The following is a 22,861-nucleotide window of genomic DNA, read 5'->3' on the forward strand; positions in this document are numbered from 1 at the left end:
GACACGTGCGCGTTGGGCAATTCAATCGATCAATGCCGAGCGTACACGGTCGACCGGAACGGCTTCTGTCGGAGTGTGGCGCAAGGCCGGGGAAAAAGAGGCCCTCGCCCCGGTTTGCTCCCGATGCGGGCGATCGAAACGCCCTTTTCATCCCTTTTTGGCGACAATCGCCAGTGTGGCACGAGACACAGGGGTGCGCCGTTGTGAAGCGAGTGGAATTGCGCGGTCCGTTTATGTCCATCGGCCGAGCAGGCCGCAGTGGGCCCTGGGTCGTTCTTGACCGGTCGGCTGACCGGTATTACGGTCGCTCGCCACCCGGCGCTCCGAAACGGTTGGCCGTCGAATTGTCCATCGAATTTACGACTTCTTGCCAGGGGGCCTTCCAGGGGGGCTCGGCGGGCGGATTTTAGGGGGGTCGCTACGGGTTGAACGCGGATGACGCCGTGCTTAGCGTTCGGGGTGGTTCGTGGCGCATCCATCGAGCCGAGGTGCCGCCGCTGCGGCCGGATGCAGGCTGCCGGCGGCTGACGCCGACGGTCGTGCCCCGGACACCGAACGCGAACGTGCCGACCACGCGCCGACCACGCGCCGGACCACGAATGACATCGATCGCAGGGGGAACCGTGAGCAAGTCTGACTACTTCGACCCGAACACCACCGTCGAGCGAGTGGACGTCGCCGATCTGGCGGCGAGGCTGGCCCAGCCGTCCGCCGTCGATCCCTACCCGATCGTGCGCTACGCGCAGACCTTGAAGGAGCTCCGGAAGAAGTCCTCCAGCATCGGCAACGAGCAGCAGCAGATGGAGTTCGGACAGCTGGTCAAGGCCTCACTGGCCGGCCTGGCCGCCGAACTCGGCCTCCCCGGCGACCACTTCTCAGTCGACACCTCGGGGGATCCGCTGCTGGTCAGCGAGGGCACCGGGCAGCACTGGATCATGCCCACCAACTTCGAGAGCGGCGCGTACTTCAGCGCTCCGCACGCGGACCACCACTACGCACTGGAGGCCGAGCAGATCCCGAGGATCAGGATCGGCAAGTACACCAGGTTCGGCAAGGGCAGCGGGATCAACGCGGGAGGCGACATCACCATCGGTGACGGTGCGTGGATGTCCCCGGGCAGCCTTCTGCTGCGTCAGGACCACGCCGCGTACGGCCGACCGTCCATCGCCTCGCGGACCGTCTCCATGACCCGGCAACCAGCGGTCGTGCTACGCGACTTCGCTTGGGTGGGGCGCGACGCGCTGGTGGGCTGGAACAGCGACTACCTCGGGCTCGCCAGCATCGTCGGCACCCGGTCGTTCATCAACGGCTGGGTCGGTGACTACTCCATCGTGGGCGACCACGACCGGATCCTTCAGTACCAGCCCTTCAAGGCGTTCCTGCTCGACCGCTACCACCTCACCGTCGAGGAGGTCGTCCAGATCTCCGACTGGGACCGGGTCAACCAGGACTGGCTCCGGGTCTACGCCGAGCAGAGCCCCCAACTCCTCGGCCCGGACACGGACTCCGAGTTCGCCGACTGCGTACGCGAGGTGGCCGGCCGCAACTGCCGGGCGCTGCTCGTGAATCCCGGCTCGCTGCGCCTGCTGGCCCCGCTCGCTGCCGCGCGAACAGACGTCGTCACCAACTCGACGGCCATGACGGCGTATCTGCTCCAGTGGGCGGGTGAGCACGCGCAGAAGAAGCTGCGGGTCCGGTCCGACCTCACCGACGCCACGCTGCCGCTCGAAACGGCCGGCACCTTCCACTACAACCGGCGGATCGGTTATCACCTGGTGGTCTCCGAGTACTCCGACCTGACGCCCGTGGTGCCGCTCGCCGAGTTGCAGCGCCCGCTGCTGCCGGGCGGGATAGTCGTGATCGACAGCCGCAACCTCCCCGGCAGCCTGGACCACCCCGACAACCTGGTCGAGATCAGGGACCTGCGCGTGGACGGCGTGCTGTTCAAGGCGTTCGCGAAGAAGTAGGCCGACGCCGGAACTGCGAGAGGAGCGGCCACGGGTGCGACCTGCGGCGCGCTGTGGCCGCTCCTCGTCACCCGACCTAGGAGTTCTTGTGATCAGACTGATGGATTATCGCGACGGCGACACGAGGGCCGCGGTCGTGCGGTCCGACGCGGGAGGCGGCATGGGAGGCGGCTTGGCGTTCGCGAGCTCGTATGAGCTGGCGTTCGGATACGCCGACAGCGGCCTGACATGGGCCGACTACCTCGGCAAGCAGCCTGCCAGGACCCCCGAGTGGGCCGAAGCCGGTGGTGGCCGGCGAGCGCCCGGGACCGTTCCCTTCCTTCCCGACACGCCCTCGATGGCAGCGGTCTACAGCTTCGGGTACACGCACGCCTCGGTCAACGGGAAGCCGGTGGAGAAGGGCGGCCTGGACTTCTACTACAAGGGCCCGGGGAGCCTGCTGCTGGCGGACGGCGACCGGCTGACCGGCTCCTCCTGGCTCTCCGGCGGCGGACTGGAGGTCGAGTACTGCGCGATCTACTGCATCGACACCGCAGGCGAGGCCGTCTATCTCGGATACACCCTGGCCAACGACTTCTCCGACGCCGGTCTGCGGACAGCGCACCGCAATCTCGCGAACCTGTCCAAGCTGCACCCGTCCGTCCTGTCGTCCGAGGTCATACTCGGCGACCTGCCGGCGTCCAGCCAGGTCAGCGCCTCGATCGAGCGCGACGGAGCCGTCGCCTGGCAGCGGACCGGAACCCTCGGCCGACAGGCCATGATCTACCCGCGCAGGTTGCTGGAGCGGCTGCTGCTGGGCCCGCGGAACATCTTCCAGCCCGGAATGATCGTCTACCTGCTCCTGGGCACCTCCATCAGCTCCCACAAGGACGGCTTCGAGCTGCGGGACGCCGACAGCATCACCATCCAGGACCACGGCGCCGGCCTGGCGTTGCGCAACGACTTCTTCAACTGACCGCGAGCGGCCGACACGTCCTGTGGCTGGGAGGACTGCAGCATGACCAACCGCACGACCGCCGACATCGTCATCACCCGCGGCACTCTCACCGACGAGGAACTCGCCGCATTGACCGCCGTCCTGCTCACCCGCGCAGCCGCCCGATCCGCCGCCGCGGCCACCGCCCGCCGGCCGATCCCGGCCACTCGCCGCCACCCCCTGACGCTCCGCCCGGTGTACTTCTCTCCCACCAGCTGGCAGCAGGCTGCGTAGGATCGAAGACGCGCGGAAGCCCCGCACCTTGGGGGCTTCCGCAGTCGGGCTCAGACGAACGGGCCGTCGAGCCCCCCGGTGTCAGTCCCCGAGGTAAGGCCACACGACGTTGCGCGACTGCTCCGGCCGTTCGACGACAAGCGCCCGGCCCTCAGCCCCGCCCGGGACGTTCCTCGCCCGGACATCGCGGCCACTCCTCCCGGCGGGCACGCACGGGGATCTCACGGGACGCAACCCCTCCGAGCTTTCCAGCGCTGGCGCGGGCCGGCGTCCGGGCGAGGCGATGGATCCCTGACCCGAGCCGCCGTAGAGGCGGGACCCGACAGGACAAAGCGGCCCACCGGGGAACCGGTGGGCCGCTGGGGAGTTCACTCATCTAGTTCCGGGGGTTAGGAGAGCCCCCGGAACTAGATTCGCTGAACCTCACATGTATCAGTCGCCAGCTAGAAATCGACTGCTGGGCTCATTTTATTGCGTGCGCCGACAGGAACTGGATCAGACATTCCAGCGCGCGCTCGAAGTCGTCCACACTCATCGTGCATGTCTCGAACTGCCCGTACATATCTCCGATTTCAACCCGGCTGGCGTCGATTCTCTTCGCGCTCGCACCGGATGTCCCGAGAGTGTACTCGTGTTCGAATTCCCGTGACATCCTGCGCCACTCGCGAAGGTACGTCTCGGCGCTTGCTGCCCGAGTCCCGAACGGAATGATGAGGGTCTCAATTGTAAGTCTGATGTTATCGTCAGTCCCGGTCGGTCCCTCCGCGATAACGAAATCATCCTCATCTACCGCGAAAGACCACGCCTGTATCCCCATCATGCTGCTACTTCCCCACCGGGAAGAAGGTCGACGGTGTATATGTACCGTCTGCCGTTTTCTGCAGAAATCTGGTCATCTTCACACCACGGACCGTTCCGGTGACCATAGTCCCGCCGCGCTTGTAGGTGCCGTTGTCGAACAGCTCTTGGCCGGCTGCCATGACGTCGGTGTCCGCCCAGTTGGCCGGGAAGAACGTATGGCCAGCGCTGGCATTCTTTGCTAGCCTCCCACCGCCCGGGAGGCGAGCGCCAACTGTCCCGGTCACCGAGACTTTACCGTCCGCATTGGTGGACATTGTACCGTCGATGAATCGATTTTCGGGTGTGCCCCCGGTTTGATCGGGATGAAGGTGCCAGCCTGCGATCTGGCTCCTACCGTTGATAGCGCCGTCCAACACATGCTCGCGGGTGATGATGACGTTGGTGACGGTGTGGGTTTCGGTGCCGTCCTTGCCGGGCACGGAGTTGGTGATCTGGTCGCCGATCTTGATCTGGCTGATCGGCTTGGTGGCGTTGTTGGCCATCAGGACCGGCGTGTTCGCGGTGAAGCTGTGGACCGGGCAGGTGCCGTCGGCTGCGCTGCTGCTTTCCTCGCTCACCGTGTCGCGGGTGGCCGTCGCGGTGGCGTCCTCTGCTGCTACGTCGGTGGCTTCGGTGGCTCCCTTGCCGAAGAGGCCGCCTACGGCGTCGAGGGCCATCGGGCCGGCCTTGCCGAGGATTTTGCCGCCGAGGGCGCCGAGGCCGCCGCCGACTGCGCCGGCGATGCCGCCTTCGAGGGCGGACTTGCGGAAGGAACTGGCGGAGCCGGCCTTGCCGCCGGCTGAGGCGCACTTGAAGCCCTGGTCGACGAGGCCGCCGGCTGCGCCGGAGAGGGCCGAGCAGCCGACCGTTCCGACGCCTGCGGTGGCTGCTTCGCAGCCGGCGAAGACGGCGGTGGAGACCACGAACGAGGTGATCGCCGCGGCGTGGTGCGGCCTGGACGACCGCTGCGGCCTACCTGAACGGTTGGGCGGGGAAGACCGGAGCGGGACCAGGAGGGTCCTGCGGGTCTGGTGAGGCCTTCTTAAGACAGCGGTACCGGCGTGCCACGCTCCCACAGCTCTTCGGCATGGTCGGCGAACCGGGACCACATGCCACCCTCGCCTTGTCCGCGTAGGTGCATCAGTGGGGAGTCGTGACCTACCAGTCGAGCCAAGTGCGGCGTGACGAGGGCGTCCTGATCGAATCGGAAGACAGACAGGCTGACGTGGTTCATGGCGTCCACGGGGGCTGAGAAGCGGGCCGCAAGCCCTTCTTGCGGCCCGAGGCGGCGCAGGTGTTCAAGGCTGATCCTCACCCGGGTGGAGACCGACAGGGCAACGTCCTCGATGGCTTCTCGCTGGCGGGTCACGTCACCGTCAGGGTCGCCCATGAGGAACCTCACCCGACAGCCCGTCTCGGCCTTCCGGCGCAATGTCTCGACCAGGTTCGGCTGTTCGAGCCAGAGGAAGTAGTTCGTGTATCCGGCGAAGTACAGGTCGGCCTGGGCGCTGTTGATCAGTTGACCCCACACGGTTGAGGGGCAAGCCGACCGGTAGGGGTAGCTGCGGACAATCTCCCGATCGGGGCCGGTCTTGAAAACGTCCCGAACTATCTTCGGCCACAGCATAGTTGCCTCAACTCCCAATGCCTGTGCGGCGTCCTCTCGGTTCCGAGTGTGGGGGATCAGGGCGCCGTCGGACAGCCACCGCTCCACGGTCTTGCCCGTCACTCCCACGCGGCCCGCCAGCTGGCGAGGCGAGATGCCAGCAGCGGACATAGCTGATCGTAGAGCAGTATTCAAGGCTTCCCCCAGGGACGTTTGGGCGTTCTGTGACCTCACCGCCGTCACGGCCTGCCTGTCCGTCGGACGAACCCGATACCTCCCTGACGGTGAGTCAGAGTGGGGAGGGAGATGACGCTCATCCAGGGAGTAAGCCGTGGCAGCATCCAGCACAGCAATGAAATTGACGGATGTCCCGGTCCGCGCGGGGTCGGATGTGGTCGTGACGATCGCCGGACTGCTCGTTGAGGGGTTGAGCGCCCGTGGCAAGCAGCAGAGTTGAGTCCCAAGAGGAGCGGATGGTCGGGGAGCTCCGCGAAGCCGCGCAGCGGGCCGTGGGCGCGCTGGTGGACGCGTTGGAGCTCAACGGTCTGCCACCGCTGCCCGGCCTGGAGGGTGGCCGGGTCACCGTCAGTCCGTACGGCGTCCACATCGAGATCGGCGGGTGCAACGTGCGCACTGTGCAGGCGATCGCCGATTGTCTCAAGGATCACGCGTGCTGCTCGGGCCGCGTTCTACCCGGCACGGTCGTGTCCGCTGGGCTGGCCGAACTGTCCTTTGTGCGAAGGGAAATGAGTACGTGAGCAGCACCCCGCCCGACGATGTCCCGCTGGCCGGCAGCTACGTCGTCGACCGCACATCGCTGCGCGTCCTGGTCGTCATGGACAATCGCCACGGCGAGCTCTACCTCCGCCCGCCCGGCGGTGGCGTGGAGATCACCCGCAAGCCGGAGCAGGTCCGCCCCGCTGACCGCAGCGAGACCCTGCGCGGCCGCGTGGCCAAAGCCAACATGGACACCGAACACGGCTGCGGGATGACCGACGACCCGCACGATGAAATCCAACTGACGCTGAACCAAGCGGTAGTTAAGGGGCGAGACGGGCAGCGCGATAGCCGCCAGGCGGGCGTCGACCTTGACTTGGTCGAGGTAGTGCTGGCTGCCAGGGCGCGGGTCAGCCGTTCGAGGTCCTTGCGAGCCTTGGCCGGCTTCCGGTCGTGGGTGGCTTTCTGCCCGGCGGCGTTCGCACTGGAGTGCGCCAGGACGCGTGGAGGTGCTGCGGCGGCCCTTCCAGGTCAGCGGGGTCGTGCCGGCCCGCTGACCTCGACCAGCACGACATTGCGGAACTGCTCCGGCTGCTCGACGACAGGCGCCCGTCCCCGCGTCCGCCCGGGACGTTCCTCGCTCGGACATGCATGTACGGCGATCGCATAGCAGGTATCCCCTCCGACCTTTCCATCGCTGCTCCGGGCTGACCATCTGGGCGGGGCGGGGCGGGGGTAGGGCGGGGCATCGGTGGCTTCGTGCCGGTCGGGTGGCGAGCTGCCTCGGACGGGCGTTCCATTGCGACGTCCTCGCACAGCGCGTGCCAGAACCCGTTGTGCACGAGGGCCTCGTCGTCGACGGCAGCGAGGGTGTCGTGAATCTCGGCCGCTGAGACAGCCGACGAGGCCCTCGCTGAACCCTTCAGCGGGGGCCTCGTCGTCGTTGTGCTGTTCGGATCAGGGGCGGAGGGTCGAGTAGCTTCCTCCTGGCTTCACATGGCCTCCGGACGCAGGTACATCTGCCCGGAGCGCATTCTCAGGCTACTCTCCAGGCCGCGCTCTGCCGCGCTCATTCCGACTCTGAATCCTCGTTCAGGCGTAATGCCAGGAGCATTCGTGTCAGCCCCTTTTGTTCGCACCATCCGATTGCTGGTGCAGCGGTTGAGGATTCGCCAGAGAGACGCGACGAAGGATGCCATCTCCGGGTCTTTCTCCTTATTGAACCCTGCTGCCCAACGGCCGGAGTCCAAGACGCCGGGCGACGTCTCCAGACTCCTCACCCATTGGACGATGGGTCCGGTGCCAGGACCGAAAATTCTGCCGTCCGAGCGGACATCCACTGGAAGTACCGGGTGAAGCGCTGGATTCCAGATGGTTGCGATGGTCCCACAGTCCCCAACCGATGTCTGCACCGGTGGGTTCTCCGCGTCCGCCCAGGGAACATTGGCGAGGAGCTTCACCTCCGGATACCTGGCGCGAATCGCCTGTAGGACTTGGTCCTCATCTCCGGGCAGCAACAGGAGCTGGACTTGTCGACTGACGGGAGACACGTTCTCTCCTTCGGATCGAAACGGGAGATTGCTGGCTACGGTCTGGGCTTCGGAACCAATCAGGATCGGCCCCTTGCCCAACATGTGGATATCAATGGCGTTTCCGAGCTCTCGTGAGCTCCGTTGACTCCGTTCGTCACGGTGTCAACGGAGCTCACGAACAGAGGCGATCCTGTCTTTCGGCTGGAGCGAGAGGTTAGGTCTGCTTATCTCTCCGTTGGCCTCTGATGATCTGTACCGGGCGTACATCTCCGGTGACTCGGTCTATCTCACCTGCAACATGCGTCCAGCCCGAATTGGCATCCATGAGGTCGTCCCGAACGTCGTCCAGGTGATCCACAGTCGATGGCTTGCCCCGCATTCCATACGGGTTGCGCGGGATGCGCAGTGAGGATTCGTCCACGAACTGGTACTTCGTCGAGTGACCTTCAATAGCACTGCCGCAAGTCACCGCTCCACGGTCTTGCCCGTCACTCTCGCGCGGCCCGTCAGCTGGCGAGGTGAGATGCCAGCAGCGGATATAGCTGATCGTAGAGCAGTATTCAAGGCTTCCCCCAGGGACGTTTGGGCGTTCTGCGAGCTTACCGCCGCCACGGCCCGCCTGTCCGTCGGACGAACCCGATGCCTCCCTGACGGTGAGTCAAAGTGGGAAGTGAGATGACGCTCATCCAGGGAGTAAGTCGTGGCGGCGTGCAGCGCCGCAAAGAAAATAACGGATGCCCCGGTCCGTGCAGCGGCACCGCTGCCATCGGTTACATTCCTGCTGACCTTGCCGTCAACTGCAGCCGTGAGATACCCCAGAGGGCCCAGCGGAAACTAATCCACTGGGCCCTCTGGGTCTAATGCGTCACAGAGTATTGCCGCGCGAGCTCTCACGCCTACGCACAATTTCTCTGCTATGTGCTACGAAAGGCTACCCCAGTCGATCACCGGGTCATCCACGAAGTCCACTACGGGAGCCCTGTCAAGCCGCTGACCATTCACTTCTCCGGGCGCCCAGTCGATGCAGCTAGGGCGGTCCCCGCTCCCTGAAAGGCAGAACTCTTCGAGCGCCGCGCGCACCCGGTCGAGTGGAATCGCACTAGCTGGGTCATGAAAAAGAGGGTAGCCCGGGTCTGATACAACGCGCGGGTCGACAGAAGGCGGGTGGGGATTGTTAGAAATCCAAACGGATTCATAGACCTCGCCCACCCTGGAACTGCCGCCGTCGACAAACCAGATGAGACTCCCATATCCCGTCCGCCTGTTGACTGCCACGCGCAGATGGTTATCTGCCGCTCGATTTTCATTGGTGTGCCGCTCGCTTGCCATGGAGAACCACGCATCACTCCCCGGAGTGTAGCTCCTCCCCTCGCCGTCCTCTCCGCGAAGGTTCTCCATGACGTTCGAAACTATGCGTGCCATTTCCTCCGCAGTCTCACCGTAGGCCCAGTTTCCATTGAAGAAGGTGCTCAGTATCACTGCTACCACTCATCCTAGGGGATCTGCGAGGCCACTCAGCGGAACATTCCGCATGGCTCCCGCAGCATCCTTAAACCACACATTCAAAGTCGAACCTCTAGGGAGGATGGCCTTGACGGCCGACTCGCACGCTAGCGTGCCGCTGCACGGACCGTCAGCATGGTTAATGACAACATCCACTGATTCCACACCAGCATTTCGCATGTTCCATGCCAGCTTGGTCTCAACGTGACTCACGGATGGATGCATTCCGGACGGCGGGTTGCTGATGTGGGGAGAATTACTCAGGAACTCGTCGATATCTCCGGAGGCCGAACTGTGTCCACTCTGGAAGGGCGCCCCAACCCTCGAAACTCCATCGTCTCCAAACTTTATAACCTGCCCAACTGTCTTGTCCCCCTGGCCGCGAACCGGGAGGCTGTCGGCGATGTCTCTAACCGAATCGCAGTTGTGGACCAGTACCGGCGTCGTTCCAGCTTCCACATAGTACGTGTGGAGGTCGCCGATGGTGAGGTCGTAGGTGGTGGTGTTGGCGTGGAAGAGGTGGGTGGCGGCGACCGTGGCGGTGCCGGTGGGGGTCGTCAGGACGTCGCCGGGGTTGAGGTACTGGGCCTCGATGAAGGCGTGCTGGGTCTCGTCGTAGAAGGGGTGGTGGTAGGTGGTGGTGAGGGTCGAGCCGTTGGTCTGGACGTCGTCGGCCGGGGCGGGTGCCTGGGTCTGAGTCGCAGGGGCGGTCGTCGAGGTGGCGGCCGTGGGTTCGGCGGCCGAGGCGGGCTGGGCCGGGGCGGCCCAGAGGGTCAGGGCGGCGACGCCGGCGGCGAGGCCGAGGAGGGCCTTGCCGGCCTTGGCGGTGGTCGAGGACGTGGTCGGGGTGATGGTCAGGTTGACGAAGTCGTGGTCGGTGGTGGTGACGATGACGTTGGTGACGGTGTGAGTCTCGGTGCCGTCCTTGCCAGGCACGGAGTTGGTGATCTGGTCGCCGATCTTGATCTGGCTGATGGGCTTGGTGGTGTTGCCGGGCATAAGGACCGGCGTGTTTGCGGTGAAGCTGTGGCAGCCGTCGGCTGCGGTGCTGCTTTCCTCGCTCACCGTGTCGCTGGTGGCGGTCGCGGTGGCGTCTTCTGCTGTGACGTCGACGGCTTCGGTGGCTCCCTTGCCGAACAGGCCGCCTACGGCGTCCAGGGCCATCGGGCCGGCCTTGCCGAGGAGCTTGCCGCCGAGGGCGCCGAGGCCGCCGCCGACTGCGCCGGCGATGCCGCCCTCGAGGGCGGACTTGCCGAACGCACCGGCGGAGCAGGCCTTGCCGCCGGCTGAGGCGCACTTGAAGCCCTGGTCGACCAGGGATCCGGCTGCGCCGGAGAGGGCCGAGCAGCCGACCGTGCCGACGCCTGCGGTGGCTGCTTCGCAGCCGGCGAAGACGGCGGTGGAGACCACGAACGAGGTGATCGCCGCGGCGTGGTGCTTGACGTAGCTGGCGGTGGCGACGGCTGCCTTGGCGACGGCGTGGCCGACGGCCTTTGCCACGTGCTTCACCGCTGCGGCCACGTGTTTCACGGCCTTGGCCACCGCGTGATAGGCGGTATGGACGGCGTGGACCACGGTGTGCACCACGCGTCTGACGGTGCGTACGGAATATCGGTAGACGCGTTGGGCCGCTCGGTAGACCCTTCGGCCTACGTCGGCGACGCGGCTCGCCACGATGGCGGCGGCGCGCTGGGCGGCCTGGAGGACCGCTGCGGCTGCCCTGGCTGCGGCGGCGTAGGCCGCTGCGGCCTGCTGGGCGGCCCACTCGGCCGCCTGGCGTGCCGCGGCTGCTGCCGCGGCCATGGCGGCCTTGGCCGCGTTGGCGACGCGGGAGGCCGCGGCCTTGGCGGCCTGGACCTCGCACGAGCCGGTCCACCAGGAGCAGTGGCCGCTCGGGTCGGTGCCGATCATCGGGTTGTCGTCGACGTAGGCGAACGGGTTCGCCGCGGCCGAGTTGGGGGTGGGGTTGTTGGAGACGGTGTCCTTGTTGAGGAACACGCCGTCGGCCGGGTTGTACCAGCGCGACCCCATGTTGACCTTGCCGTTGGCCGAGTCGGTCCAGCCGGACTGGTAGCCGAGCTGGCCGATCAGGCCGGCGGTCGCGGTGACGTTGCCCAGCGGGTCGTACGTCTGCGAGCCGGTCAGTGTGGTCGAGCCGGCGCCGAACTGGCCGACCACGTCGTCGTGCTGGTCGGTCATCACGGTGCGGCCGGTGGAGGCGGCGCCGCCGGGGGTGTTGGTGCCGATCAGGCCGCCTGCGGAGTCCCAGGTGTAGGTGTTGGAACCGTCCGAGGCGAGCTGGTTGGAGCCGCCGGTGTACTGGAAGGTCCGGTTGCCGGTGGCCGTGCTGGACGAGGTCATCACGCGACCGGAGGCGTCCAGGGCGTAGGTGTCCTGGCCGGCCGTGATCTGCTGGCCGTAGGCGTCCGAGGCGTAGACGGCGGGGGTGCCGCCGGTCCGGTCCTCGATCATGGTGCCGCGGGCGGAGTAGCGGTAGGTCTGCGTACCGTCCGAGGTCAGCTGGTCGCGCTCGTCGTAGGTGAAGACGTTCGAGCCGACCTGGATGCGGTTGCCCGAGGCGTCGTAGGAGTAGGCGGTGTTGGTGGTCCCGTTGTTCCAGGAGGCCAACCGGTTGGCGAAGTCGTAGGTGTAGGTGTTGGCCGAGGCGCCGGTGACGCCGGTGGTGGTCTTGGAGGTCAGGTTGCTGTTCGCGTCGTAGCCGTAGGCGATCGAGGCGAGCGTGGAACTGCCCGAGGTGAGCGTGTCACCGGTCAGGCGGTGCATCTGGTCGTAGCTGAAGGCGCGGCTCTGGCCGCTGGCGCCGTAGCTGACGGTGGTGGGCTGGGAGAGCGCGTTGTAGGAGTAGGTCAGCGTGTTGCCGGTGGCCGGGTCGGCCAGGGTGGAGAGTCGGCCGCCGGTGTCGTAGGTGTAGGAGGTGGTGCCGGCCGCGTCGGTGCGGTTGGCGAGTAGCCCGTCCTTGGTGTAGCCGAACGAGCTGGAGCCGGCCGTGCCGCTCGCGGAGAGCAGGTGGCCGCGGTCGTCGTAGCCGAACGACTCGCTGGTCGCCGGCTGGTAGCCGCTCTGGCCCGCCGTGCCGGCTGCCGTGGTCTGGGCCGTGAGGACCTGGCCCAGCGGGTCGTAGGTGAAGTTGCGGGTGGCTGTGGCCGCCTCGGCTCCACTGCCGGACTGCGAGGTCAGGTTGCCCGAGACGTCGTACGTCATGGACTCGGTGACGCCGCCGGGCTCGTTCACCTGGGTGAGCTGGCCGAGCTGGTCGTAGATGTCGGTCGTGGTGGCGTCGGACGCCGCCGAGTAGGTCGAGGTGGTCGGAGCGATGGAGCTCTCCGGCTTGCCCCAGGAGTTGTAGGTGTACTTCCAGGAGTTGCCGCGGCCGTCGGTGAAGCGGGTCCGCTGACCGGTCGCGTCGTAGCCGAAGGAGGTGGTGATGGAGGAGGTGGCCGAGACCGGCTGGACCTCGTTGGTCACCATGCCGGTGGCGTCGTAGGTGAAGGTGGAGGTGTTGCCGCGGGCGTCGGTGCTGGAGAGCACGTTGCCGTCGCCGTCGTAGGTCCGCGAGGTCCCGGCGAGGTACGTGCCGCCGGCGTTGTACTGCGTACTGCTCACCGGCAGGCCCTGGGCGTTGGTGTTCACCTGGGTGTACGTGCCGTCCGGCGCGATGGTCTGCTGCCGGTTGCCCAGGAAGTCGTACGTGTACTGGGTGGTGTTGCCGGCCGCGTCGGTGGTGGAGGTCGGATCGCCCACCCGGTTGTAGTTGTAGGAGGTGGTGCGGCCCTCGGCGGAGGTCTGCGAGGCCAGGAACGCTCCGTACGGGTTGCCCGTGGTCACCCCGTAGGACGAGGTGCTGGTCAGGGTCTGCGCGGTCGGATAGCGCTCCAGCGTGGTGCTGGTGACCTGGCGGCCCATGTAGTCGTAGGTCGCCTGCTGGACGGCGCCGGAGGCGTCGGTGACGGAGAGCTTGTCGCCGTTCGCGTCGTAGCTGTAGTGGCTCTTGTTGCCGTCCGGGGTGGTCTCCTGCGCCAACTCGCCGCGCTGGTCGAAGATGTAGCTGCTGGACTTGCCGTCGGGCCGGGTCGCGGTGATCACGTTGCCCAGCGCGTCGTAGGTCTGCGTGGTGGTCGCGGTGATCGGGGTGCTGCTACCTGGCGCGGTGTAGGACGGGTCGGTGGCAGAGGTCTCCTCGCCGTTGGCGTCGTAGGTGTGAGTGGTCTCGTTGCCGTTCGGGTCGAGCTGCTCGACCTCTTCGCCGAAGGTGTTGAAACCGCTGGTTGTGACTGGGTGGGCTTGTGCCGGGGCACTGGTGGCGGTCTCCACCGAGACGCTCGGCGCGGAGGTGATGGTGCGGTTGCCGGCCTCGTCGTTGACGTAGTTGGTGGTGTTGCCGTTGGCATCGGTCGTCGAGGTGGCCAGACCGCGCTGGTCGTACGTGGTGCTGGTGGTCTGCTGGTTGGAGGAACCGACCGTTCCACCGCTGCGGCCGTTGCTGAACAGCGTGGCGGCCTCGGTCGGGGAGATGGCGCGCTGGTAGACCTGGACATTGGCGACCTGGCCGTTGTCCAGGTTGTAGGGGGCCATGGTGAGCGCCGTGGATGCACCGACGGTCAGTCCGCCGTTGCCCGTCCACGGGCTGGGGTTGCTGCCGGTGGCGGCGAGTGCGCCGTTGACGTACAGGCTCATCGCCCCCGACGAGGAGTCGAAGACGCCGACCAGGTGGGTCCAGGTGTTCAGCGCGGCCGAGGAGGTGTGCGCCGAGTAGTAGGCGGTGGGGTTCGCCGAGTCCGAGCTGTTGGCGATGAAGGCCCAACCGCCCAGGGCGACGTTGTACTGAAGGTAGAAGGACGGGACGTTGGTGCCGCCCTGGGTGACGAAGGAGTGGTAGGCGGAGGTGTCGGCGAGGTTGACCCAGGCCGAGACCGAGTAGGAGGACGCCGTGTTGAGCACGGGTCCGTTGGTGGAGATGGCGCCGCTGCTCCCGTTGAAGGAGGCTGCGCCGCCGGACCAGGTGACCGCACCGGAGGCCGAGGCGCTGTTGCCGTTGCCGGAGCTGTCGGTGACCGTGGAGCCGGCCGTCTGGTTGAGTGGCCACCAGCCTGCCGGATGGCCCGAGGCGTCCCCGTACAGGGTCTCGGTCAGCGGCCGGCCGGCGGCGTCGTAGGTGGCAGAGGTGGTCTGGTCGTAGCTGGACGAGGAGTTGCGCTGGTTGGTCGTGGCGACCAGGTCGTCGGGGGTGTACGAGATGGTGGTGATCCGGTTGACGCCGGTCGGGTCGACGGTGGTGCCGGTGGTCCGCGAGGCCGCGTCCACCTGGTACTGCGTCACCGTGGCACCGTTGGCGGTGGTGCGCTGGGTGAGGTTGCCGGCCGCGTCGTACAGGTTGGACTGCAGGACGAAGGGGTTGGCGCCGTTGGCGTCGGTCTTGGTGACGGTGGCGGTCATGCCGTCGTCGGTGTAGGTGTACGCGGTGGTGCTGCCCATCGCGTCGGTCACCGAGGCCAGGCGGCCGGCCGGGTCGTAGGCGCGCGAGGACTCGACCACTGTGGTCGGGGCCGTCGGGTTGGTCGGGTCTCCGGTGATGCCGAGCACGCTCTGGGTGAGCAGCTGGCCGTTGGAGTCGTAGGTGTAGGCCGTGACGTTGCCGGCCGGGTCGGTCTCCTGCAGCAGGTTGCCGCTGCTGTCGTAGGTCGAGCGGGTGGTCGCGCCGTTGGGGGCGCCCGCGTTGCCGTTGGCGTCGGTGCGGCTGGCCACCTGGTCGTACTGGTTGTAGGTGGTGCTCTCGGTGCGCGGCGAGTCGCCGCCGGTGGTGTCGGCCACCGTCTGGGAGGTGATGTTGCCGTCGGTGTCGAAGACCGTGCTGGTCACCGAGGTGTGGACGGCGCCGGTGACCCGGTCGGTGATCGGCGGGTTGGTCTCCTGGATGACCTGCCCCTGGCCGTCGTAGGCGAGGGAGGTGGTCAGGCCGGTCGGGTAGGTGTCCGAGATGACGGTCTTGGTCAGCGGACGGCCCTGGCCGTCGTAGGTGTAGGTGGTCTTCAGGCCGGCGGGGTCGGTGGTCGAGGCCACGTCACCGTTGTGCAGGTAGGCGATCGAGTTGACCGCGCCGCCCGGCGAGGTGGTCTTCACCGCCAGGCCCAGCGGGACGTTTCCGGTGTCGGTCGCGGGGAAGTTGGCGCTGCCGTCGCTGTAGGTGGTCGTGGTGGTACGGCCGTTGGGGAAGCCGGCCACCGGCGGGGTGGTGGTGCTGATCTTGTTGCCGGACGCGTCGTAGGCGTAGCTGGTCAGGTAGGTGTTGTCGGTCGCCGAGGACGACCGGCCGTCCCGGACCGTCAGCAGCACGTCGTTGCGCGGGTCGGCGGTGGTGAGCGTGGCGGTGGTGTCGTCCGGCCAGTACGAGAAGTACTTGGTCGAGCAGGTGCCGGCCGCCTGGTTCTGGCAGGCGGTGGTGGATACGGTGTTGCCGCGCACGTCGTGACCCGTGGTGGTCACATCGCCGTTGGGGTCGGTGGTGGTGTGCAGGAAGCCGCCGCTGTCGTAGCCGTACGTCGTCTTGTTGCCGCCGCCGTCGATCTCGGCCACCTGGTGGTTGCCGGCGTTCGGGTCGTACTGGTGGACGAGCGTCTTGCCGCTGGGCTCGATGACGTTCACCGTCTCCAGCGGGACCAGGCCCGTGGAGTTCTGGCCGGCCTGGAAGTGCTGGGCCGCGTCGGCGGCGGTCAGCTGCGAGCGGTAGAAGGCGACGTCGGATATCGAGCCGGGGAAGTAGCCGAGCACGTTGCTCGGCCCGTTCGGCCAGCTGTAGCTCTCGCCCGCCCCGACGTACACGTAGGTGGAGGGGGAGACCGTCCGGGTGCCCAGCGTGGTGCCGGTGAGGGTGCCGTCGAGGTACATCGACTGCGAGGTGGCGGAGGCGGACAGCACCACGTGGTGCCACTTGCCGTCGTTGACCGTCGAAGGGGTGACGATCTGCCAGGAGGTGGTGTACTGGTCCCAGAACTTGCCGTGCAGCTTGCCGTCAGTGCCGACGTACAGGGCTGGCACCCAGCTGTTGCCGCGCGGAGAGCCGCCGGTCAGCGAGGCCCCGGCGTAGTCGAAGAGCACACCGCCCGCCGTGTTGCCGGCCGGCATGTTGAACCACATCTCGACCGAGTTCGGCCCGGTGCCGACCGTGTCGGTGGGCGGCAGCTGGACGTAGGACGAGCTGCCGTCGAACTTGGCCGCGCTGGCGTCGGCGAACGGGCCGCCGGAGCCGAGGGTCACCGCGTTGTAGGTGCCGGTGCCGTACTTGACCTCGTCGTAGGCGTTGCTCGCCCCCGCGGTGTCACCCAGGCGCCAGTAGCCGGCCGGAGCCGCGCCCATCACGGCGGAGCGGTAGACCTGGCTGGAGCCGGCCACCGAGGGCTTGCCGATCTGCCAGACGCCGCCGTTCTCGTCGGTCACCTGGGTGACCTGGGCGGTGTTGGTGTCGTAGGCGACCGTGGCGAACTGCTTGCCCGACGGGCGGGTGATGCCGGTCAGCAGGGAGCCGGCCTGCTTGCCCGCCGCGTACTGGGCGGCCACCTGGGTGGCGGTCAGGCCCTTGGGGAAGGCCGCGACCTGGGCGATGGTGCCGTTGAAGTAGGTCGCGTAGCCGGTGTTGCTGGTGCTGGAGTAGTGCGGTTCGTCGGGCCAGACGCCGCCCAGGAAGCCGGCGCCGATGTAGGTGTGGCCCTGCAGCGCGCTGGTGTAGCCGCCGCTGCGCGAGATCATGCCGCTCAGCGGCGAGCCGACCTGGCTGCCGTCCAGGTAGAGGGTCTGCGAGGACCCCGCACCGGCCAGCACCACCTGGTGCCAGTTGCCGTCGTTGACCGCGCCCGAGACGATCGGCGCGACGCCGGAGGCGTTCCAGAACTCGGCGTTGATCCGGCCGTGCGCGTCCAGGTAGATGGACGGCGTGTACTGGTCGGCGCTGCTCCCGCTGCTCAGCGGCAGCGTGGAGTAGGAGAACAGCACGCCGGGCGTGGTCGAGGTGGTCTTGAACCACATCGACATCGTGTACTGGCTGGAGCTGCTCGCCAGGCTCTTGGGCACCTCGACGTAACTGGAGGCGCCGTCGAAGCCCGCCGCAGTGGCGGTGCTGGCGGCCAGCGGACCGGCCTGGCCCAGCGTGACGTTGCTGTAGGTCGCCTTGTCGGCACCCTCGTTGGTGTTCACGGCGCTGGCGGCGGTGGTCGCGCCGGGCGCCTCGTTGAACGGCCAGAGCGAGGAGGCCCCGGCGTCCAGCACCTGGGTCTGGAACTGCGAACCCGGGGTGTAGCTGTACTGGCTGCAGCTGGTGGTGTCGGTGGGCGAGCAGAGCTTGGTCAGCTGGTCACCCGTGTAGCTGTAGGTCCAGGTGAGGTCGGTGCTCGCGTTCCCGGCCTGCACCGGGTCGGTGTAGACCGTCGCGACGTGCGGGCTGCCCGCGCCGGTCGGGGTGGACCAGGTGAAGTGCAGCGCGCGGCCGGAGACGGCCGAGGTGATGCCGGTGACCTCGCCGGACGTCCAGGAGAAGGTGATCGCCCGGGTGTTGGCGTCGGCGATCGAGGAGATGCCGTACGCGCCGGTGCCCAGGGACTGGGTGAAGGTGTAGACCGTGTCGTTCTTGTCGGTCAGGGTGTAGCCGCCGGTGATGGTGCGCAGCGTGGCGAAGCGGCCGGCCGGTGCGGCGAAGGTGCCGTCCGCGCTCTTGCCGAAGCCGACCTGCGAGCCGTCCGGGTAGGTGACCACGACGCCGGTCAGGGTGCCGGAGGCGTTCTTGAGTTCGGTGGCGCGGGCGTCCAGGACGCTGGACCAGCCGGAGCCGAAGGCGCCGTTGGTGCGGTAGTCGCGGGAGTTGTAGTCGCGGACCACGTCCAGGCTCGGGCCGGTGCCGCTGACCTGGGCGTCGGTGACCGACTTGGTGTAGTTGCCGCTGGCCGGGTCGAACCCGTTCGCGTCCCCGTTCTGGGAGAGCGTGGAGGTGATGGCCGGCTGCGGCACCTGCACGCTGAGCTCGGAGTAGGGCGCGGCGGGGGAGTACTGCGTCCCATTGTTCGCCTGGACGGTCCACTAAATGCCCGATTTGGGGTTAGCTTGCGGCCCCCGCGCCCTCCACGGCCTTCGCCACCGAGGCGCGCACGTCTGACGCCGCGTCGATGACCGCCAGGTTGCCCGCCGAGGTGCCGTGGTCGACCAGCACGAAGTGCACCTTCGGGTTGGCCGCCGCCACCGCGCGCAGCGCCTGGCCGGGCAGCGGGTCGGCTGCGAGCACCACCGAGCACTTCTGCTGGATCAGGGTGTTCGCGTACGACTGCGCGTTGGGGACCGTCGCCGGGCCGATCACCGGCAGCGAGGAGACCTGCGCGTGGCTGGCCGCCGACCCGTCCTGCATGCCGGCCCAGACCGGGGCGTCCGCCGTGGCGGTCACGCCCTGCTGGTCGGTGAGCAGGCAGGCCCGCACCTGGGTGTACTGGCGGGCGCGGATCGGCAGCGGCGCCGGCTTGTGTCCCGGCAGGGTGGCCAGCAGTACGCCCCCCACCACCAGCGCTCCACCGCCCAGGCCCGCTGCCCACCAGATCTGACGCTGATCCATCCTCGGCTCCTCACATGATCATGGTCAGCGCTGTACCGACCCGACGAAGCCGAGATCCTAGCCTCCGGTTGAGCGTGGGATGATCGGTCAAGATTCGGTAATGATTGTCATCTCAGTGGCCATCTGGCTTGGAGATGAAAACCGTTGCCAGATACTCTGGGTGACGTCCACCGAGTCGAACCCCTCCTCCGGGGTCCGTGTCCAGAGGAGTGCCCGTACTCATGCCAGCCCCCCAGCCCCGCCGGGCCTCCGCGCGACGGTCCAACCGGGCGCGACTGGCGCCGATCGCGGTCGCCTCCGTCGTCGCGCTGCTGGCCCTCAGTGCCTGTGCCACCACCTCGCCGGTGAAGAGCGGCGACTCGGCGGACGGCGGGAGCGGCGGCGGGAGCGGCAAGGTGATCCAGGTGGTCGCGGCCGAGAACTTCTGGGGGAGCATCGCCGCCCAGCTCGGCGGCGACCACGTGAAGGTGACCAGCATCATCACCAACCCGGACACCGATCCGCACTCCTACGAGCCCACCGCCGCCGACGGCCGGACCGTGGCGGGCGCGGGGTACGCGATCGTCAACGGCATCGGCTACGACGGCTGGGCCGGCAAGCTGCTGGGCGCCAATCCCAGCAAGGCCCGCACCACCCTGACCGTCGGCGACCTGGTCGGCGTCAAGGAGGGCGGCAACCCGCACCAGTGGTACGCGCCCGCCAGTGTCACCCAGGTGATCGACCGGATAACCGCCGACTACCAGAAGATCGACCCGACCGACGCCGCGTACTTCGACAGTCGGAAGAGCGCTTACGAGAGCACTGCTCTCGCTTCGTACCATCAGCTGATATCCGACATCAAGGCGAAGTACACGGGCACCCCGATCGGGGCCTCCGAGTCGATCGTCACCCCGCTCGCCGCGGGCCTGGGCCTGACGATGCTCACCCCCGACAGCTTCCTGAGCGCGATGAGCGAGGGCACCGACCCCACCGCCGCCGACAAGGCGACCATCGACCGCCAGATCAGCTCCAAGCAGATCAAGATCTACGTCTACAACTCCCAGAACGCCACGCCCGACGTGACCGCCCAGGTCAACGCGGCCAAGGCGCAGGGCATCCCGGTCGCCACGGTCACCGAGACCCTCGCGCCGGCCGGCAGCACCTTCCAGGTCTGGCAGACCAAGGAACTCCAGGGCATCGCCGATGCGCTGAGCCAGGCGGTGACCAAGTGACCACGACTGCCACGGAGTTGACGGAGTCCGGCGCCGCGTCGCCCGGTACGCCGGTGGTCGCGCTGGACGGCGTGGCCGTCCGGGTGGGCGGCCGGACCCTCTGGTCGGACGTCGATCTCACGGTGGGGCAGGGCGAGTTCACCGCCGTCCTCGGCCCGAACGGGGTCGGCAAGTCCACCCTGGTCAAGCTGCTGCTCGGGATGGTCCCCGCCGCGGCCGGCCAGGCCCGGGTGCTCGGCGCCGCCCCCGGCCAGGGCAATCCCCACGTCGGCTACCTGCCGCAGCGCCGCAGCTTCGACGCGAGCCTGCGGATCCGCGGCACCGACGTCGTGCGGCTCGGCCTGGACGGCGACCGCTGGGGTGTCCCGCTGCCCGGCCTGCGCTCCGCGCGCCGCCGGGCGGATGCCCAGAGGGTGGACGAGGTCATCGAGTTGGTCGGTGCCGCCGGCTACGCGCACCGCCCGATCGGCCAGTGCTCGGGCGGCGAGCAGCAGCGGCTGCTGATCGCTCAGGCGCTCGTGCGCCGCCCCCGACTGCTGCTGCTGGACGAGCCGTTGGACAGTCTCGACCTGCCCAACCAGAGCGCGGTGGCCGCGCTGCTGGGCCGGATCTGCCACCAGGAGGGGGTGGCCGTGCTGATGGTCGCCCACGACGTCAACCCGATCCTGCACCACCTGGACCGGGTGGTCTACATCGCCGAGGGCGGCGCCGTCAGCGGTACCCCCGCCGAGGTGATCACCTCGCAGACGCTCACCCGGCTCTACCGGACCCCGGTCGAGGTGCTGCGCACCTCCGACGGGCGCCTGGTGGTGGTCGGCCAGCCCGAGGCACCGGCCGTGCACGCCGACCGGCACGCCGAGCCCGGCGCCGTCATCGGGACCGGAGGCGACCGTGCTGCTCGCTGACGCCGCCTCGCCGGTCTTCTCCTGGAACCTGCTCAGCGACTTCCAGGAGATGTGGTCCTACCCGTTCATGGTCAACGCCTTCCGGGCCGGCGCGATCGTCGCGGTGGTGTCCGCGGCGGTCGGCTGGTTCATGGTGCTGCGCCGGCAGACCTTCGCCGGGCACACCCTGTCGGTGGCCGCCTTCCCCGGCGCCTCGCTGGCCACCCTGCTCGGCGTCAGCGCCACCTTCGGCTACTTCGGCTTCTGCGTGGCCGCCGCCCTGGTGATCGCAGCGCTGCGGCGCAAGGGGCGGGACAGCGGCGCTGAGGAGTCCGCCGTCACCGGCACCGTCCAGGCGTTCGCGCTGGCCTGCGGCTTCCTCTTCATCACGCTCTACAAGGGCCTGCTCAGCGGCCCCGAATCGCTGCTGTTCGGCAGCTTCCTGGGCATCACCACCGGCCAGGTGACAGTGCTCGCGGTGGTCGGCGCGATCGTCCTGGCCGTCCTGGCGGTGATCGGACGCCCGCTGCTGTTCGCGTCCGTCGACCCGGAGGTCGCCGCCGGGCGCGGCGTGCCGGTGCGCCTGCTGGGGACCGTCTTCCTGGTGCTGCTGGGCGCCGCGACCGCCGAGGCCGGCCAGATCACCGGCACCCTGCTGGTCTTCGCGCTGATGGTGGTCCCGGCCGCCACCGCCCAGCAGCTCACCGCCCGCCCCGGGCGCAGCCTGCTGCTGGCCGTGCTGATCGCACTGGCCTCCTGCTGGCTGGGCCTGATCGCCGCCTACTACCAGCCGTACCCGCTCGGCTTCTTCGTCACCGCCTTCGCCTTCGGCGGCTACGTCCTGGCCCATCTCGGCCGCGCCCTCCACGAGGCGCTGAGCCGTGGCCGCGGCCCGCTCGTGATCGGAGGCGCGGCATGAACGCGCTCAGCCAGCCGTTCTTCCAGCACGCCCTGCTGGCCGGCACCTTCATCGCGCTGGCGGCTGGACTGGTCGGCTACTTCCTGGTGCTGCGCGCCCAGATCTTCACCGGCGACGCACTCAGCCACGTCGCCTTCACCGGCGCCATGGCCGCCCTGGCCGGCGGCTACGACCTGCGCCTGGGACTCTTCGCCGGCACCGTCGGCGGCGGACTGCTGCTCGGCGGCATCGGCCGCAAGGGCCGCCCCGACGACGTCGCCATCGGCAGCGTCTTCGCCTGGATCCTCGGCCTGGGCGCCTTCTTCCTCACCGTCTACACCACCTCCCGCAGCGCCGCCCAGGGCGGCGCCGGAACCAGCGTCCTCTTCGGCTCCATCTTCGGACTCAACAGCGGCCAGACCCTGCTGGCCGTCCTGATCGCCGCCGCCGTCTGCGCCGCACTGCTGGCCATCGCCCGACCGCTGCTCTTCGCCACCCTGGACGAGGCCGTCGCGGCGGCGCGGGGGGTACCGGTACGGGTACTGGGACTCGGCTTCCTCGCCCTGGTCGGCGCCACCGCCGGCGAGGCCACCCAGGCCGTCGGCTCACTCCTGCTGCTCGGCCTGCTCGCCGCCCCCGCCGGCGCTGCGATCCGGCTCACCGACCGCCCCTTCCGCGCGCTCGGGCTGTCAGCGGGTCTCGCGGTGCTGGAGATGTGGATCGGGCTGCTGCTCAGCGCCGAGTTCCCCACGCTGCCGCCCAGCTTCGCGATCATGGCCACCGCGACCGCCGTCTACGCCGCGACCTTCCTAGTCCGGCCCGCGCGGGCGGCCCGGACGCCCGTAGCGGTGTCGTAGGAGTTCACCCGGTCGGCGGGCTGCGGATGCCC

Annotated in this window: 15 protein-coding genes; 9 read left to right on the forward strand and 6 right to left on the reverse strand. The window is 68.1% G+C overall.

Annotated elements, in window-relative coordinates; all coding sequences use genetic code 11:
* Nucleotides 1–623 precede the first annotated feature (623 nt).
* From P3T37_RS03665 to P3T37_RS03675, 3 genes are all read left to right on the forward strand, one after another.
* Nucleotides 624–1,967, forward strand: coding sequence for a hypothetical protein (locus P3T37_RS03665; RefSeq protein WP_280721924.1), 1,344 nt, complete (start codon nucleotides 624–626; stop codon nucleotides 1,965–1,967).
* 172 nt (nucleotides 1,968–2,139) lie between these two features.
* The gene (locus P3T37_RS03670) at nucleotides 2,140–2,922 is read left to right on the forward strand and encodes a hypothetical protein (RefSeq protein WP_280721925.1); all 783 of its coding nucleotides are present in this window, start codon (nucleotides 2,140–2,142) and stop codon (nucleotides 2,920–2,922) included.
* A gap of 42 nt (nucleotides 2,923–2,964) precedes the next feature.
* The gene (locus P3T37_RS03675; protein WP_280721926.1) at nucleotides 2,965–3,177 is read left to right on the forward strand and encodes an acyl-CoA carboxylase subunit epsilon; all 213 of its coding nucleotides are present in this window, start codon (nucleotides 2,965–2,967) and stop codon (nucleotides 3,175–3,177) included.
* A gap of 463 nt (nucleotides 3,178–3,640) precedes the next feature.
* Here the strand turns inward: P3T37_RS03675 and P3T37_RS03680 are convergent, their stop codons facing one another.
* From P3T37_RS03680 to P3T37_RS03690, 3 genes are all read right to left on the reverse strand, one after another.
* Nucleotides 3,641–3,997 carry a hypothetical protein gene (locus P3T37_RS03680; protein WP_280721927.1) on the reverse strand — a complete coding sequence of 119 codons (357 nt, stop codon included), beginning with the start codon at nucleotides 3,995–3,997 and terminating at the stop codon, nucleotides 3,641–3,643.
* A gap of 4 nt (nucleotides 3,998–4,001) precedes the next feature.
* Entirely contained in the window at nucleotides 4,002–4,940 is a 939-nt protein-coding gene (locus P3T37_RS03685; protein ID WP_280721928.1) for an EndoU domain-containing protein, read from the reverse strand.
* A gap of 119 nt (nucleotides 4,941–5,059) precedes the next feature.
* Nucleotides 5,060–5,644, reverse strand: a complete 585-nt coding sequence (locus tag P3T37_RS03690) for a DUF5919 domain-containing protein (RefSeq protein WP_280721929.1) — start codon at nucleotides 5,642–5,644, stop codon at nucleotides 5,060–5,062.
* A gap of 452 nt (nucleotides 5,645–6,096) precedes the next feature.
* Between P3T37_RS03690 and P3T37_RS03695 the strand changes: the two genes are divergently transcribed.
* Together P3T37_RS03695 and P3T37_RS03700 are read left to right on the forward strand one after the other, a co-directional pair.
* Nucleotides 6,097–6,381, forward strand: coding sequence for a hypothetical protein (locus P3T37_RS03695; protein WP_280721930.1), 285 nt, complete (start codon nucleotides 6,097–6,099; stop codon nucleotides 6,379–6,381).
* Nucleotides 6,378–7,010: a hypothetical protein gene (locus tag P3T37_RS03700; RefSeq protein ID WP_280721931.1), complete on the forward strand. Its 633-nt coding sequence runs from the start codon at nucleotides 6,378–6,380 to the stop codon at nucleotides 7,008–7,010. Before P3T37_RS03695 ends, P3T37_RS03700 begins: the two co-directional genes overlap by 4 nt.
* A gap of 1,783 nt (nucleotides 7,011–8,793) precedes the next feature.
* On the opposite strand, the gene P3T37_RS03705 is transcribed toward P3T37_RS03700, so the two are convergent.
* The 3 genes from P3T37_RS03705 to P3T37_RS03715 form a co-directional block, all read right to left on the reverse strand.
* On the reverse strand, nucleotides 8,794–9,351 hold the full coding sequence (locus P3T37_RS03705; RefSeq protein ID WP_280721932.1) for an Imm1 family immunity protein: 558 nt from the start codon (nucleotides 9,349–9,351) through the stop codon (nucleotides 8,794–8,796).
* A 9-nt stretch (nucleotides 9,352–9,360) separates the two neighbouring features.
* Nucleotides 9,361–18,393 (reverse strand): LamG-like jellyroll fold domain-containing protein, encoded by a 9,033-nt coding sequence (locus tag P3T37_RS03710; protein WP_280721933.1) that lies wholly within the window; start codon nucleotides 18,391–18,393, stop codon nucleotides 9,361–9,363.
* 82 nt (nucleotides 18,394–18,475) lie between these two features.
* Entirely contained in the window at nucleotides 18,476–18,979 is a 504-nt protein-coding gene (locus P3T37_RS03715; RefSeq protein ID WP_280721934.1) for a BMP family ABC transporter substrate-binding protein, read from the reverse strand.
* A gap of 221 nt (nucleotides 18,980–19,200) precedes the next feature.
* Between P3T37_RS03715 and P3T37_RS03720 the strand changes: the two genes are divergently transcribed.
* The 4 genes from P3T37_RS03720 to P3T37_RS03735 are packed head-to-tail and all read left to right on the forward strand — an operon-like array spanning nucleotide 19,201 to nucleotide 22,829.
* Nucleotides 19,201–20,190 carry a zinc ABC transporter substrate-binding protein gene (locus tag P3T37_RS03720; protein ID WP_280721935.1) on the forward strand — a complete coding sequence of 330 codons (990 nt, stop codon included), beginning with the start codon at nucleotides 19,201–19,203 and terminating at the stop codon, nucleotides 20,188–20,190.
* The gene (locus tag P3T37_RS03725) at nucleotides 20,187–21,095 is read left to right on the forward strand and encodes an ATP-binding cassette domain-containing protein (RefSeq protein WP_280721936.1); all 909 of its coding nucleotides are present in this window, start codon (nucleotides 20,187–20,189) and stop codon (nucleotides 21,093–21,095) included. Before P3T37_RS03720 ends, P3T37_RS03725 begins: the two co-directional genes overlap by 4 nt.
* Entirely contained in the window at nucleotides 21,082–21,993 is a 912-nt protein-coding gene (locus P3T37_RS03730; protein ID WP_280721937.1) for a metal ABC transporter permease, read from the forward strand. The genes P3T37_RS03725 and P3T37_RS03730 overlap by 14 nt, the downstream gene beginning before the upstream one ends.
* Nucleotides 21,990–22,829 carry a metal ABC transporter permease gene (locus P3T37_RS03735; RefSeq protein WP_280721938.1) on the forward strand — a complete coding sequence of 280 codons (840 nt, stop codon included), beginning with the start codon at nucleotides 21,990–21,992 and terminating at the stop codon, nucleotides 22,827–22,829. The genes P3T37_RS03730 and P3T37_RS03735 overlap by 4 nt, the downstream gene beginning before the upstream one ends.
* Nucleotides 22,830–22,861: the final 32 nt, after the last annotated feature.

It is taken from the genome of Kitasatospora sp. MAA4, from assembly GCF_029893355.1.
Taxonomy (GTDB): Bacteria; Actinomycetota; Actinomycetes; order Streptomycetales; family Streptomycetaceae; genus Kitasatospora.